Here is a 14,097-nt window from a genome sequence, read left to right as displayed (position 1 = left end):
GATGAGTGAAAAAAACACAATTCAATTCATTATCACACGTCAAGATACAGCAGATGGAAAGCCTTATGATGAGGAATTCGAAATCCCTTACCGCCCAAATATGAACGTCATTTCCGCACTCATGGAAATTAGACGTAACCCGGTCAATAAACAAGGTGAAAAAACAACGGCGATCAACTGGGACATGAACTGTCTTGAAGAGGTGTGCGGAGCTTGTTCCATGGTCATTAATGGAAAACCGCGTCAGTCATGTACAGCCTTGATTGACCAGTTAGATCAGCCGATCCGTCTTCAGCCGATGAAGACATTCCCGGTCGTGAGAGACTTGCAGGTTGATAGAAGCCGCATGTTCAACTCCTTGAAAAAAGTGAAAGCATGGGTGCCGATCGATGGCACATATGATCTTGGACCTGGACCAAGAATGCCTGAGAAAAAACGTCAATGGGCGTATGAGCTTTCTAAATGTATGACATGTGGTGTCTGCCTTGAAGCTTGTCCAAACGTGAATGATAAGTCTTCCTTTATGGGCCCTGCACCGCTTTCGCAAGTTCGTCTATTTAACGCACATCCGACAGGTGCGATGAATAAGTCTGACCGTCTAGAAGAAATTATGGGAGACGGCGGTCTTGCGAACTGCGGGAACTCTCAAAACTGTGTGCAGGCTTGTCCGAAAGGAATCCCGCTGACAACGTCAATTGCAGCACTTAACCGAGATACAACATTACAAGCTTTCCGTAACTTCTTCGGAAGCGATCACGCAGAATAACATCACATTCAGTCCTCTTTGCCAATCATGATGAGTGTTTACAAGAGGCTGGATGGAACACAAAATAAACGCCTCTTCCAATATGGGAGAGGCGTTTATTGATGAATAAGGAGATGATGAAGTGAGACTTCCATCATATATTGAGGAACCATTTGAAGAATGGAGAGCATCCTTTCGATTTTATGTCGAAACGACTGTCCGTTTTTCAGAAACGGATATGTTTGGCCATATGAACAATGTCACTCCATTTGTATATTTTGAAGAAGCACGGATTGCCTTTTTTCAAAAAACAGGAATTGTGGATAAACGAATGAAACGTGTGAAAGAGACGATTACAGTCGTGGCAAACCTGCAATGTGATTACATCAAACAGGTGGAGATTGGGGAGCGGCTTCGTGTGTATGTAAAGCCGGAAAAAGTCGGATCAAGCTCACTTATCCTTCATTATTTAGGAGAAAACGAGCAGCAGGAACCATGCTTTACCGGCTCAGTCACCATGGTGCAAATTAATAAAGAAACAGGCGCACCTGTCCCATTTACAGAGGAAGAAAAAGAGACATTTCAAGCTCAACGAAATAAATAACATAGAGCCCTCATCATCGTGTAAGCTTCATTTTGTTATAATAAAAGGATCATATCAAGAAGAAACAAAAGGAGAACACATGAAGATTTTTCAATATGACACCATTGATAGTACAAATAATGAAGCAAAAAGGCTTATGCAAAAAGGAGAAAAACCTTCATTTGCTGTCTATGCACATCAGCAGACAGCAGGAAGAGGCAGGCTAGGGAGACCGTGGGAAACGCCTGCAGGGAATGTCGCTGTGACCATGACAGTTTTGCCGCCAGAAGAACTCTCCACCCAGTCAACGATTGCTCCGCTGACGGCACTAGCGATCTACGATGTACTCAAACCTCTCATCAGGGCTGAGGATCAGCTGGCGATCAAATGGCCAAATGATATTCTCATCAATGAAGCAAAGGTATCAGGCACATTGATTGAAGCGGACCGTACCGCCATTTATATCGGGGTTGGCATCAATGTGAAGACAAAGCCGGAGCATGTTCCGTACAAAACCATTTGCCTATCAGAGCTTACAGAGGTAAAAGCTGATCAGCTTGTGAAAGAACTTGTCGCCGCTTTTGAAAAATATCATACACGCTGGAAGAATGAAGGGTTTGAAGCACTCACGGCCCTCTACAACAAACGATTATATCGTCTTCTTAAACCGCTGCGGATCTCGTTAGACCGTGAAAAACAAACATGGGAAGAGGGAATTTGCTGCGGAGTCAACCGCTACGGTCATCTCCAGCTAAAAGATGAGAAAGGGCAGATAAAAGCTCATTCTGCCGGAGATATCGATGCACCGCTTCAGCATTAAAAAAAGCAGACGATATTCTCGTCTGCTTTAAGCTTCTCTTTTAATATGAGGCTGAATCACATAGTCTTGTTTTGTGAAAACAACTCCGTCTAGAATTTCTCTTGCGGTTCGAATGACTTTGACTCTGTTTTGAGAGATGTCAATTTCCGTTTGCATAATCCCGGCAGGATGCCCAATACGAAGGGTGTCATCTTGACCTTGGAACAGCTGAGAAGGAAGCGTTTCATCCAAGAAACAGCTGGCTGTCACGCAGACAGAACCGGTAATGGCAAGTGCTTGGTGCGGTCTTTGCATCGATAGCATACGAACGATGATGTCCATATCTGCTGCTCGTCTCAAGATTCCATTTGTATCTACATAATCAGCAGGCTCGCTGATGAGCGCAAGCTTTGGAACAGCTGGAGACTGTAATGTGGCCATTTCTTTTGGTGCAAAGTGACACATTTCAGCAGCGAGAGAACGAATTTCTTCTAAATCATCCAGTAATTCATCTGTAAACTCTTCAGGTAATTCAGTTCCTTTTAATTGAATATCTTTCGCGCGAATAAAGGCAATTGGATTTGCAATGTCAACGATCGAGATAGGAATCTCCCCAAACTTTGTTTGAATCGTATCCATTTTGTTTCCAGTCGGAAAGGTTTTACCTGTGACAGCGCCTTCAGGTTTCTCAAAGGATAAATAAATGGGAGAACCGGTTCCTTTTACGCCTGGAATTTCTGCCTGTCCTTCAAATTTAACTTCCCCATTTTCGACTTCGACCTCTGCCGTAATGACTTTATTTGTATTGGTATTGAGAATACGTACAGTCGTAATGGGCTCAACCGCTTGAACAAGTCCTTTAATGATCGCATACGGCCCAACGGCTGATGAGATGTTCCCGCAGTTTCCTTTAAAGTCGACATATCTCTCATTAATACTGACCTGTGCAAAAGTATAGTTCACATCCACATCCGGGCGTGTGGCTTTATCGATAATGGCCACTTTACTTGTTAAAGAATTACCGCCGCCGATCCCATCGACCTGCAGCCGGTCAGGGCTGCCCATAATGTCTAATAGAAATGCCTCGAGCTCATCGTGTTCATATGGTGCATTGTTTGCGTGAATGAATACCCCTTTGCTTGTACCGCCTCGCATGATTGTGATTGGAACTTTTCTCATGACTCTCACCCTCAATTTTTAATGAACTGTTTATCTAACCAAAATGGTAAAGTATAATAAGAAATAAGTTAAATACATTATTTTAAGAGAAATCAATAAAAATATTTTATAATTAGTAAAAAAGGAGGGCATACAATGGATGAAAAAGATTGGCGGTTTTTAAAGGTACTTTATGAAGAAAAGAACATCACAAAAGCGGCAGAAAAATTATTTGTCTCTCAGCCTGCCTTAAGCTATCGATTGAAACAGCTTGAAGAGGAGTTTGATATGAAACTTTTCTTTAAAAGAAAACGAGGAATTGAATTTACATCAGAGGGCGAATACTTGGCTAAATACGCAAATGACATGCTCAAACAGCTGCAGCAAACGAAAGATGGCATGCTCAATATGCAAAAAAAGGTCAAAGGAACGATCCGATTAGGGGTCTCAAGTAACTTTGCCCAATATAAACTGCCAGAAATATTAAAAGAATTTTCTAAGCAGTATCCACATGTTCAATTTATGGTCAACACAGGCTGGAGCACAAAGGTAATGGATTTATTAGGAACATCAAGTGTGCATTTAGGGATTTTAAGAGGCGATTATGACTGGAATGGAGAGCGTTTTTTGCTTGATAAAGAGCGTCTTTGCATTATTTCAAAATCAGAGATTCAGCTAAAGGATCTCCCGAATCTGCCGCTCATTGACTATCATACAGACAGTTCATTAAAACGGCTGATTAACAGATGGTGGCAGGAAACATTCACAATGCCTCCGCTTGTCACGATGGAGACAGACCGTCAGGATACATCAAAAGAGATGGTGAAGCATGGTTTAGGCTATGCCATTGTCCCAGAAATTTGCCTCAGACCAAGTGATGAGTTATTTGTAAAAGGACTTTCGTATAAAGATGGACAGCCTGTTTTAAGAGATACATGGCTCATGTACCAGCCAGACTCACTTCATTTGTCTGTGGTGAAAGCGTTCATTGAGTTTTTAAGAAATCAGCAAGGTTGATTATAAAAGAAATTTATTGAATAAACGAAAAAATCGATATTTTCATTATAAAAAAAGCTATTATATCCTTGAAATAGAAAGCGCTAACATATAGATCGCAAGTGCAAGGGGGCGCTTGCAGATCATGTAAAGAAAGAGGATGGAGGGATATAAAGTGCTAGCTATTTTAGGGATCTTGATGGTCTTGACATTTACATTTCTCATTATGACAAAACGTATGCATCCGGTGGTGGCTCTAACCGTTGTACCTATCATATTTGCATTGATCGGCGGCTTTAACAAAGGGTTAGGGGACATGATGCTTGATGGACTGAAAACTGTTGCACCATCAGCTGCTTTATTGTTATTTGCGATTTTATTCTTCGGTGTCATGCTGGATGCTGGATTGTTTGATCCTCTGATTAAACTCATTCTACGTATTGTAAAAGGTGATCCTGTCAAAATTGCTTTTGGGGTAGCAATTTTGTCTATGCTTGTTGCATTAGATGGTGACGGAACAACAACGTACATGATTACCGTATCAGCGATGCTGCCACTTTTCTTAAGAATCGGGATGAACCCATTAATTTTAGGAACAATTTCATTATTATCATTAGGAATTATGAGCGGAATGACGCCATGGGGCGGCCCGGCTACTCGTGCAATCGCGGCGCTTGGATTAGATGCAGGCGAATTTTTCATTCCATTACTCCCAACGATGGTTGGAGGCGGTCTTTTTATACTTTTTACTGCTTATGTACTTGGGAAAAAAGAAAGAAAACGGATTGGGATTGCAGAGATTCAGTACAAAGAAGAGCCGTCCATTTCTCCTGAATTGGCTGCGTCAATTGAAGATGGAGTAGCCGATATCAAGAGACCGAATCTGATTTGGATTAACTTCTTCCTTACAGTTGCTGTCATGATCACACTCGTCATGGATATCATACCAATTCCTGTACTCTTTTTAATTGGATTTGTCATCGCTCTGATGATCAACTATCCAAAGGTTGAAGATCAACGCGAGCGAATTTTATCTCATGCAGGCAACGCATTAACGGTCATTACACTTGTATTTGCTGCAGGGATTTTTACAGGGATCTTTTCTGGAACAAAAATGGTTGAGGCCATTGCCAATTTGGTCATTTACATGATTCCGGATTCCTACAGCTCATTTTTTCCGCTGATTGTGGCTTTGACGAGTATGCCATTTACATTTGTGCTCTCAAACGATGCTTACTATTTCGGAGTGCTGCCAATCCTGGCTGAAGCCGGCGCAGCTTATGGGATTGATCCGGTGGAAATTGCACGTGCCTCTATCATAGGGCAGCCTGTTCACTTACTGAGTCCGCTTGTCGCTTCAACACTGCTGCTTGTCAGTATGCTGAACAAAGATATTGGTGATTTGCAAAAATATGCACTGCTATGGACCGTGTTAACTGCCCTTTTTACAACACTTATTGCATTGTTAACAGGCGCCATTTCAATCTTTTAAATACCACGCAAAAAAGGACGATGTCTCGGGGAAGAGGCACGTCCTTTTTTGCGTGGATGAAAGCGCAGAAATTGGACGCTGATATGCGGGATTTCTTGATTTTAACGTCACCTACCTCAGGCACCCGGCATATGATATCTCGACTATACAGAATCCCATTCTATAGAGACTAGAGCTCTCACCTTAGCAAGGAGGGTTACAATACTTGAAGGAGAAAGAGTTTCAATCCAAGCCGCTATTAACCAAAAGAGAAAGAGAAGTATTCGAATTGCTCGTCCAAGATAAAACAACAAAAGAAATTGCAAGCGAGCTTTTTATTAGCGAAAAGACTGTTCGAAATCATATTTCGAATGCCATGCAAAAGCTAGGAGTCAAAGGCCGTTCACAGGCTGTAGTCGAGCTTCTGCGTATGGGTGAGCTAGAGCTCTAAAGTCAGCCGGTTTTCCTTCCATATCGGGAAGGAACCGGTTATTTCTATATGGTTTCCATGAGTCTCTTCTTGCATTTTCTTTGAAAAACGAGGAAAATAGACATGTACGTTTTAATCAAAGTGAGATGCTATAGTGAGGTATCAATTAAATGGAAACGAATGAGTCAGGCCATGTTGCAGAGATTGAAAAATCATTGCGTCACATTGCCGCAATTATTAAGCAAAAAGGCAGAGAAATCCTGAATCAATATACGATTACACCTCCACAATTCATTGGGCTTCAGTGGCTTTATGAATTCGGAGATATGACAATAGGCGAGCTATCACAAAAGATGTACTTGGCTTGCAGTACAACCACTGATTTAATTGATAGAATGGAAAAAAGTGAGCTTGTCGAACGGGTGAAAGATCCATCTGACCGCCGCGTGGTTCGCATTCATTTATTGCCTGAAGGCGAGCGGATCATTCAAGAAGTGATTGCTAAACGCCAAGAATACGTCAGTGAACTTCTAGAGGCTTTCTCAGAAGAAGAAGCCATCGTTTTCAACCAATCCTTAACGAAACTACAGCAGCAAATGAAAAGAAAATGAGGCGATTTTGTTGGATCAACCAATCGGCGTCATTGATTCCGGCGTCGGCGGTTTAACCGTTGCAAAGGAAATCATGAGACAACTGCCAAAAGAAAAAATCATTTATGTAGGCGATACAAAACGATGTCCATATGGCCCAAGGAAAGAAGAAGAAGTTCTTCAATATACATGGGAAATGGCACACTACTTATTAAAACACCACCATATTAAAATGCTCGTCATTGCATGCAACACAGCAACAGCGATCGCACTGGATGAAATTAAAGCAACGCTTGATATTCCGGTTATTGGCGTCATTCAGCCTGGCGCCCGTACAGCAATTAAAGTGACGAACAACCAGCATATTGGCGTTATTGGCACAGTCAATACGATCAAAAGCGAGGCATACAAAGAAGCGCTGCTGTCACTAAAAGCAGGTCTAACAGTTCAAAGTCTGGCGTGTCCGCTCCTTGTCCCATTTGTGGAAAGCGGTACGTTTTTAGATCAGACAGCAGAGGCAGTGGTGAAAGATTCCCTTGAACCGATGAAGGAAACAGGAATTGATACACTTATACTTGGCTGTACACACTATCCGATTTTAAAAGAGCCGATTCAGCGCTTTATGGGCAGTGATGTCAGCATCATTTCATCAGGGGATGAGACAGCGAGAGAAGCGAGTACGATTCTTTCATATAAAGGGCTGTTAAATACCTCTAAAGAAGCGCCTGTCCATACATTTTACACAACGGGGCAGCAGCAAAATTTTCAAAACATCGCTCGTGACTGGTTTGGCTACCTGCCAGGGAAGGTCGAAACTGTGTCACTTGAACACATCTACCAGCAATAACCCCCTTCTATTTTGAAGTGGGTTATTTTTTTATGAAAAGGGTCTAATCCTCTGGGGGAGCTCGTATACATAGTAGTACAAACTACTAGAGGAGGGTGAAGTATGCTGAAAAAAGGATCTACAGCAGCTGTTACGTGTATCGCGTCAGCCATGCTTTTGTCAGGATGCGGATTGTTTCAAACAGACCAAGCGAAAACAGAGATTGACCCGCCACAAAACGTCACATATGTGAAAGAAAATAAAGAAGATAAACAAACAGCCAAAGAAGGAAAAGAAGAGAAGCAGGCAGATACGGTCATGAGAGAATTATATTTAATAGATAAAAACGGGTATGTCGTATCTCAATCCATTCCATTGCCGAAAAATGAAGGGAGTGCCAAACAAACCCTTGAATATCTCGTGGATGGGGGACCTATTTCGAACTTAATGCCGAATGGATTCAGAGCAGTTTTGCCAGCGGATACGAGCGTATCTGTCGATATTAAAGACGGAACGGCGGTTGTCGATTTTTCAAATGAATTTAAAAACTATAAAAAAGAAGACGAGCAGCGCATTTTGCAATCTGTTACTTGGACGTTAACACAGTTTGATTCCATAGCCAAAGTCAAATTGAAGATGAATGGACATGAACTAAAAGAAATGCCTGTGAACGGTACACCTATCTCAGATGATTTAAGCAGAGAAGACGGTATTAATATCCAGCACGAGGCTGCTGCTGATATGACAGCGACAAAGCCAGTGACGGTTTACTATTTAGCTGAATCTGATGACCAGACGTACTATGTTCCGGTGACCAAAAGAGCGCCAAAAGACGAGGATGATCCGATTACAGCAGCGATTGATGAGCTCGTCTCTGGACCAAGCAAAAAAAGCCATCTGCTTACAGACTTCGATCAAGATGTGAAGCTGAATGATGTACCAAAAGTAAAAGATGGCCATGTGACACTTGATTTCAACGAGTCCATTTTTGGCAGTGCAGATGAAAAGAAAAAGGTCATTTCACAAAAAGTTCTTGATAGCATTGTGCTCACATTAACCGAGCTGCCGGACGTCAAAAGCGTATCTGTCAAGGTGAACGGCAAGGCTGAGCTTGTGAACGAAAAAGGAGCAGAGCTTACAAAGCCGGTTTCACGACCAGAACAAGTGAATACAGGTAGTTTTTAACGTCACACATTGATATAATGGAGAAAAAGAGGCATGCATATTCGCTGCCTCTTTTTTATTCCAAGCGATTAGAACGAGCTGAGGTTGTCAAAGTTAGTAGGAGAACCCCGCTGGCACTCGCGAGGAATGTATATCGTAACGGAGGTAAAACATGAGATTAGATGAAAGACAATATGACGAATTGAGAAAAATTGAAATAGAGGCAGGCTACATCACGCACCCAGAAGGCTCTGTCTTAATCTCAGCGGGAAATACGAAGGTGATTTGTAACGCATCGATCGAAGACCGCGTACCTCCTTTTTTAAGAGGAGAAGGAAAAGGCTGGATCACAGCAGAATATAGCATGCTTCCAAGAGCAACTGCACAAAGAACGATAAGAGAATCATCTAAAGGAAAAGTCACAGGACGCACTATGGAGATTCAGCGTTTAATTGGACGAGCACTCCGCGCAGTCGTTGACTTAGAAAAGCTTGGCGAACGCACCATTTGGATTGATTGTGATGTTATTCAAGCAGACGGCGGCACACGCACAGCGTCGATCACAGGTGCTTTTGTTGCCATGACACTTGCGATTCAAAAGCTACGGGCTGAAGGAGTCATCAAAGAAAACCCGATTACTGATTATTTAGCGGCGATATCCGTCGGAATTGATTCTCAGCAAGGTCTTCTGTTAGATTTAAACTATGAAGAAGATTCTTCTGCTGAAGTAGATATGAATGTCATTATGACAGGCGCTGGTCGCTTTGTTGAACTTCAAGGCACAGGCGAAGAAGCGACATTCTCAAGAGAACAGCTAAACGGACTGCTTGATTTAGCCGAAAAGGGCATCAAAGAATTAATCGAAAAGCAAAAAGCAGTAACAGGAGAAGTCATCGAATAAAGAGAAGGGTTTGATCAGGATGAAAACAGCCATCATTGCAACGCACAATGCGGGCAAAGCGAAAGAATTCAAAGCCATTCTTGAGCCAAAAGGATTCACGGTCAAAACACTAGCAGACATTGGCTTTACTGAAGAAATTGAAGAAACAGGACAAACCTTCGAAGAAAATGCCATCATCAAAGCGGAGGCCATTCAAGCCAAAGCAGGTGAAATGGTCATTGCAGACGATTCCGGTCTGTCGATTGATTATCTGGGCGGAAAACCTGGCGTGTATTCAGCGAGATACGCAGGTGAGCATAAAGACGATGCGGAGAATGTGGAAAAAGTGCTGAGCGAACTTCAAGGCATTGAAAAAGAAGACCGCACAGCCAGATTCAGATGTGCCCTTGCTGTCAGCATACCGGGAAAAGAAACAAAAACGGTAGAAGGATCAGTAGAAGGCTTCATCGCAGAAAAACCTATCGGCGAAAACGGCTTCGGATACGACCCAATTTTCATCGTTAAAGACAAAGACCAGACGATGGCCGAGTTAACACCAGAGGAGAAAAACAAGATCAGCCATCGAGCGGTCGCGCTTCAAAAGCTTTCATCACTGCTAGACGCAAATGAATAAGGGGGAATGAAGCCATGAAGATACTCATCATTAGTGACAGTCATGGACTCACAGACGAACTTCAAACCATTGCCAAACGGCATGCGGCTGAAGTTGACATGATGATTCACTGCGGAGATTCAGAACTCGAAACGAACCACCCGGCACTCGAAGGATACAAAGTCGTCAAAGGAAATTGTGACTTTATGGGCGATTTTGAAGAAGAGCTCCTGCTCCCACTTGATGGAGGCGGAAAACTATTTCTCACTCACGGACATCTGCATGGCATCAAACAATCCTTACTTCAAGTCTACTACCGTGCAGAAGAGCTGGGCGCAGACATTATCTGCTTTGGCCACTCGCACATCCCAGGCAGTGAACTGCTCAGAGGAAAACTGCTCATTAACCCAGGCAGCGTGCACCTGCCAAGAGTGCGAAAAGAGCGCAGCTATGCTATACTGACACTAGATGGAAGCGAAGCAAACGTACAGTTTTTCACGGACGAAGGTCAGGTCATACAAGACCTCGAAAACACTGTCACATTGGAAGGTATTTCATAAGGGTGCAGCATTTGCCCCTTATGAAAAAACTTTCGAAAAACCGTTGACTTTAAAGAACAATAGTAATATAATAAATCTTGTCGCTGAGGTAATATGCCAAAGCACACTACATAACAACATGTCCCAGTAGCTCAGCAGGATAGAGCAACGGCCTTCTAAGCCGTCGGTCGGGAGTTCGAATCTCTCCTGGGACGTACTAAATTAAAAGCCTGAAACCCTTTATTATCAAGGGTTTCAGGCTTTTTTGTTCTTTGGAACTTAAGTTCGTAACTCGCTCCAAAACAGGGTTTTGGGAGCGGGTTTATTTTTAAGTATTTCCGTTCCCTGTTTTTGTATCAAGGAAGCTATCAAAATGAGTGGCTGATTTTTGGTCAGCTTCTTCAATGACTATGAACGTAAATGGATCAAAATCAAAAATGTATAAATTGAAAAATAGAGTTATATTTGAAGGTAGCGACTAGATATATTTAAAACAGAAACAAATGAAAAGCCCTTCTAATTTGAAGGGGCTTTTCTTAGTTATTCATCACTGTCCAATTCCCATATTTTTGGGCCATCTGCTATATAAACTGCACTTGGTGTATCTTCATAAAGAGAAATCTCAAACAAAGTGTTTCCCTCAATTAACCAAGTATATAAACTGTCTTTTTCATTAATAAGGGGAGGAGATAAAATCTTATTTACTTGAAAGACTGTAGCGTAATATTCTTTATAATTGATGTCATCATCTTCTAGACCGTTATCAGTTTCAAAAAATGTATCAGTTCTACCGATTAGCCTTAATCCATTTTCATATTCCAATTTAAGGTCTCTATTTTTGTATTTTGATAATGTTTTAAATAAAGAATTAGGTTCCATGTCAATCCTCTTTTCTCATATTTAGGATGGTTGTGAAGGCACGATGTGAGCGCCGTTTTTACTATAATGTATAATGCCTCTTGTAGTCTCTTCATACTTATTGGTCTCTGTATTGTAATGCTCTCCTATGACTTGACCAAAATCCACTCTTTCTTTATTTTTTGTTTTTAACATATCACCAGTACCTGCATGTTTATCAAGCAATTTTTGTGCTTTTTTATTATCTCCAAAGAAGATACTCTTTGTTTTACCATTAGCTATCTCCTGTTTATAGTTAGGTGTATCAGGAATATGTTTCTCTTGAGCTCCTGGTTTTACTTTTGCCGGGAAACCATTTACTTCACGATACGGACCTTTTGGTACGGAATGTTTGCCGAAGGAAGGTGTTTTGACAATCTTCTTGGCTGCTTTATCTCCTTTCATTATTTTAAATGCGTATTTTCCAACTTTAGCGATTTTAGCTCCTGGTATCATGTACAAGCTTGATACTAGACGGTCCATGTCAGCAACTTTGTCACCTGTGACAGGGTCTCTCCCTGTGATGACTCGAATGGCATCATTTATTCCTGTAAATTCAACCGCTGTATTTAAGATGTTTGAGGTTTGTTCACCCGTTTTCACATCAGAAATTTTTGTGATGCTTTCAATATTCACTTTGTTTTGATCCGATATTCGTAACCGATATAGCATTCCATCTCGAATAACTTCAACTGTTTTGTCTTTTTTAGCGCACTGCTGTACTCTTCAATGACAATCTGAAAGAATTGCAAAAAGGGAATGTGACACTCCATATAAAAATCTTTTATCGCAAAGCCATGGGTTTTTTAAAATTGTTCTCTGATTATAGTCTCAGGCAGTTTCTGATTGAACTTGCTATTTTAAGAGGCTCTCTTTAGTAAGGCCCTTTCTAATGCTTTTTTACTATTAATTTCTCCTTAAAAAGATCAATTATTCTATAAAAATTTAAAAACACTCCGATAATGAAGAAGTAAGATAATGAAAAGGGAGTGTTATTTTTGAAAAAATGGATCGTCATGATGTTACTAGTAATTCTTTCATTCACGCAGTCAATTCAAATGGTACATGCGGCTAAGGATGAGTGGAATCAATTAGCTGATTTGCCAACAGCAAGAGTGGGAGCTGTAGCTAATGCTGTAGATGGGAAAATTTATGTAATTGGTGGGTTTAATGCGGACAAAGAAACGTTAGAATATGATCCATCTATAAATAAATGGACTAAAAAAAATAATATACCAACTGGAAGAGGGGGAGCAGCATCAGTAGTAGTAGGTTCAAAAATATATGTCCTTGCTGGAAAACATACGGGTTTTACTTATAATAAGTTCGAGGTGTATGATACAAAAAAAGGTGAATGGGAAAAACTACCTGATATTCCCTTTATTAGCAAATCAAAAGGCTCTTATAACGTTCAAGCGGGTGTTATTGGAAATAAAATTTATGTACTAGGCGGTAAAGAATTTTTTAGTTATGATCTAACCAGTCAAACATGGAAAGAGGAAGCTCCTCTAAATGTTAAAAATGAAGGTGCAATTGGCCTAGTACTAGACGATAAATTTTATATATTTGGGAAAAATGATAAGGGTGAAGTTTTTGAATATAATGCATCAAAGGAAGCCTGGTCTGTCAAGAAAAAAGGATTTGTTAAAGGGTATCTAAGTGGTGTTACTTATAAAAATAACATGGTATTTCCTGCTGCTTCACCAAGAGATTTATTTGTGTATGATACTGAACAAGAAGGATTAGTCAGAATAGAAGTACCTTATCATAATATGCGTATAGGAGCTTCAGCAGTAGTTATTGATGATACATTATACCTTATAGGTGGTAGAGATTATAATGCGAATTATACAGAGATTGCAGATCAAAACTACAAATCCGTCATCTCTTTATCTTTAAAAGACTTGCAATTTCCAAACAACACAGAAACACCCGGTGACAAAGATTCAGAACCGACAACACCACCAAAAGATGATTCTACAAATCCAGGAGACAAAGACCAAGAACCAACCACACCACCAAAAGACGATGCAACAAATGAAGACGGTGATGCCCTTCTCATCATCACCATGGTCAATGGCTTACAGAAAGAGTATGACCTTTCAATGAAAGAAGTCAACGCCTTCCTATCCTGGTACAAAAAGCGTGATGCCGGAGAAGGACCAGGTTTTTATGAAATTGATGAGCATGACAATAACAAAGGTCCTTTTGAAAGTAAAAAGGATTATGTGGTGTTCAAAAACATTCTCATGTTCGAAGTCAATAAATATAAGAAGTAATTGAAATCAAAGCCATCTAGTCCAACTAGATGGCTTTTGCGTTAGTTCGACAGCTTTCAGCAATTTTAAGGCAAATTTAAGATCGAATTTCATTTCAAATACATTAAATCTTTGTTACAATAAGACA

At 40.9% G+C, this 14,097-nt stretch carries 16 protein-coding genes, 1 tRNA gene and 1 pseudogene; 14 read left to right on the top strand and 4 right to left on the bottom strand.

Annotated elements, in window-relative coordinates; all coding sequences use genetic code 11:
- Window position 1: 1 nt before the first annotated feature.
- From sdhB to NSQ25_RS12840, 3 genes are all read left to right on the top strand, one after another.
- Window positions 2–766, top strand: coding sequence for a succinate dehydrogenase iron-sulfur subunit (gene sdhB, locus NSQ25_RS12850; RefSeq protein WP_046311996.1), 765 nt, complete (start codon window positions 2–4; stop codon window positions 764–766).
- Window positions 767–887: 121 nt separating this feature from the next.
- On the top strand, window positions 888–1,349 hold the full coding sequence (locus NSQ25_RS12845) for a thioesterase family protein (protein WP_065214556.1): 462 nt from the start codon (window positions 888–890) through the stop codon (window positions 1,347–1,349).
- Window positions 1,350–1,428: 79 nt separating this feature from the next.
- Window positions 1,429–2,148: a biotin--[acetyl-CoA-carboxylase] ligase gene (locus tag NSQ25_RS12840; RefSeq protein ID WP_326136183.1), complete on the top strand. Its 720-nt coding sequence runs from the start codon at window positions 1,429–1,431 to the stop codon at window positions 2,146–2,148.
- 27 nt (window positions 2,149–2,175) lie between these two features.
- Here the strand turns inward: NSQ25_RS12840 and NSQ25_RS12835 are convergent, their stop codons facing one another.
- Window positions 2,176–3,306: a PrpF domain-containing protein gene (locus NSQ25_RS12835; RefSeq protein ID WP_075622075.1), complete on the bottom strand. Its 1,131-nt coding sequence runs from the start codon at window positions 3,304–3,306 to the stop codon at window positions 2,176–2,178.
- Window positions 3,307–3,441: 135 nt separating this feature from the next.
- Between NSQ25_RS12835 and NSQ25_RS12830 the strand changes: the two genes are divergently transcribed.
- The 10 genes from NSQ25_RS12830 (at window position 3,442) to NSQ25_RS12785 (ending at window position 11,009) form a co-directional block, all read left to right on the top strand.
- Complete coding sequence (locus NSQ25_RS12830) at window positions 3,442–4,302, top strand: LysR family transcriptional regulator (protein ID WP_024423208.1); 861 nt, start codon at window positions 3,442–3,444, stop codon at window positions 4,300–4,302.
- A gap of 154 nt (window positions 4,303–4,456) precedes the next feature.
- Complete coding sequence (locus NSQ25_RS12825) at window positions 4,457–5,773, top strand: citrate:proton symporter (protein WP_326136184.1); 1,317 nt, start codon at window positions 4,457–4,459, stop codon at window positions 5,771–5,773.
- A gap of 205 nt (window positions 5,774–5,978) precedes the next feature.
- Window positions 5,979–6,203, top strand: a complete 225-nt coding sequence (gerE, locus tag NSQ25_RS12820) for a spore germination transcription factor GerE (protein WP_003184172.1) — start codon at window positions 5,979–5,981, stop codon at window positions 6,201–6,203.
- A 149-nt stretch (window positions 6,204–6,352) separates the two neighbouring features.
- Complete coding sequence (locus NSQ25_RS12815; protein WP_034279763.1) at window positions 6,353–6,793, top strand: MarR family transcriptional regulator; 441 nt, start codon at window positions 6,353–6,355, stop codon at window positions 6,791–6,793.
- A 10-nt stretch (window positions 6,794–6,803) separates the two neighbouring features.
- Window positions 6,804–7,619, top strand: a complete 816-nt coding sequence (racE, locus tag NSQ25_RS12810) for a glutamate racemase (protein ID WP_034279765.1) — start codon at window positions 6,804–6,806, stop codon at window positions 7,617–7,619.
- Window positions 7,620–7,721: 102 nt separating this feature from the next.
- The gene (locus NSQ25_RS12805; protein WP_326136185.1) at window positions 7,722–8,783 is read left to right on the top strand and encodes a GerMN domain-containing protein; all 1,062 of its coding nucleotides are present in this window, start codon (window positions 7,722–7,724) and stop codon (window positions 8,781–8,783) included.
- Between the two features lie 151 nt (window positions 8,784–8,934).
- Window positions 8,935–9,663, top strand: a complete 729-nt coding sequence (gene rph / locus NSQ25_RS12800) for a ribonuclease PH (protein ID WP_024427165.1) — start codon at window positions 8,935–8,937, stop codon at window positions 9,661–9,663.
- 10 nt (window positions 9,664–9,673) lie between these two features.
- Window positions 9,674–10,276, top strand: coding sequence for an XTP/dITP diphosphatase (locus NSQ25_RS12795; protein ID WP_326136186.1), 603 nt, complete (start codon window positions 9,674–9,676; stop codon window positions 10,274–10,276).
- Window positions 10,277–10,290: 14 nt separating this feature from the next.
- Window positions 10,291–10,815, top strand: a complete 525-nt coding sequence (locus NSQ25_RS12790; RefSeq protein WP_024427164.1) for a metallophosphoesterase — start codon at window positions 10,291–10,293, stop codon at window positions 10,813–10,815.
- A gap of 120 nt (window positions 10,816–10,935) precedes the next feature.
- Window positions 10,936–11,009 (top strand) — tRNA-Arg (locus NSQ25_RS12785).
- A gap of 325 nt (window positions 11,010–11,334) precedes the next feature.
- Here NSQ25_RS12785 and NSQ25_RS12780 read toward each other — a convergent pair.
- The 3 genes and pseudogenes from NSQ25_RS12780 to NSQ25_RS12770 all read right to left on the bottom strand — a co-directional run bounded on the left by NSQ25_RS12780 (window position 11,335) and on the right by NSQ25_RS12770 (window position 12,464).
- Complete coding sequence (locus NSQ25_RS12780) at window positions 11,335–11,673, bottom strand: hypothetical protein (protein WP_326136187.1); 339 nt, start codon at window positions 11,671–11,673, stop codon at window positions 11,335–11,337.
- 21 nt (window positions 11,674–11,694) lie between these two features.
- Window positions 11,695–12,384 (bottom strand): annotated as a pseudogene (locus NSQ25_RS12775) (polymorphic toxin type 50 domain-containing protein); the annotation flags it as partial.
- Window positions 12,324–12,464: a hypothetical protein gene (locus tag NSQ25_RS12770; RefSeq protein ID WP_080769767.1), complete on the bottom strand. Its 141-nt coding sequence runs from the start codon at window positions 12,462–12,464 to the stop codon at window positions 12,324–12,326. The gene NSQ25_RS12770 and the pseudogene NSQ25_RS12775, both read right to left, overlap by 61 nt.
- A 225-nt stretch (window positions 12,465–12,689) precedes the next feature.
- On the opposite strand from NSQ25_RS12770, the gene NSQ25_RS12765 reads away from it, so the two are divergent.
- Entirely contained in the window at window positions 12,690–13,970 is a 1,281-nt protein-coding gene (locus tag NSQ25_RS12765; protein WP_342497910.1) for a DUF1668 domain-containing protein, read from the top strand.
- Window positions 13,971–14,097 lie beyond the last annotated feature (127 nt).

This window comes from Bacillus sp. FSL R5-0512 (assembly GCF_038593295.1).
GTDB classification, from domain to species: domain Bacteria; phylum Bacillota; class Bacilli; order Bacillales; family Bacillaceae; genus Bacillus; species Bacillus safensis.
Note: the sequence above shows the minus strand (reverse complement) of the source record. Positions and strands in the feature narration are given on the sequence as shown.

Coding starts and splice junctions, on each gene's coding strand:
- sdhB (WP_046311996.1), top strand. CDS start 2: ATGAGTGAAAAAAACACAATTCAATTCATTATCACACGTCAAGATACA.
- NSQ25_RS12840 (WP_326136183.1), top strand. CDS start 1,429: ATGAAGATTTTTCAATATGACACCATTGATAGTACAAATAATGAAGCA.
- NSQ25_RS12835 (WP_075622075.1), bottom strand. CDS start 3,306: ATGAGAAAAGTTCCAATCACAATCATGCGAGGCGGTACAAGCAAAGGG.
- NSQ25_RS12830 (WP_024423208.1), top strand. CDS start 3,442: ATGGATGAAAAAGATTGGCGGTTTTTAAAGGTACTTTATGAAGAAAAG.
- NSQ25_RS12815 (WP_034279763.1), top strand. CDS start 6,353: ATGGAAACGAATGAGTCAGGCCATGTTGCAGAGATTGAAAAATCATTG.
- NSQ25_RS12805 (WP_326136185.1), top strand. CDS start 7,722: ATGCTGAAAAAAGGATCTACAGCAGCTGTTACGTGTATCGCGTCAGCC.
- rph (WP_024427165.1), top strand. CDS start 8,935: ATGAGATTAGATGAAAGACAATATGACGAATTGAGAAAAATTGAAATA.
- NSQ25_RS12790 (WP_024427164.1), top strand. CDS start 10,291: ATGAAGATACTCATCATTAGTGACAGTCATGGACTCACAGACGAACTT.
- NSQ25_RS12780 (WP_326136187.1), bottom strand. CDS start 11,673: ATGGAACCTAATTCTTTATTTAAAACATTATCAAAATACAAAAATAGA.
- NSQ25_RS12770 (WP_080769767.1), bottom strand. CDS start 12,464: ATGGAGTGTCACATTCCCTTTTTGCAATTCTTTCAGATTGTCATTGAA.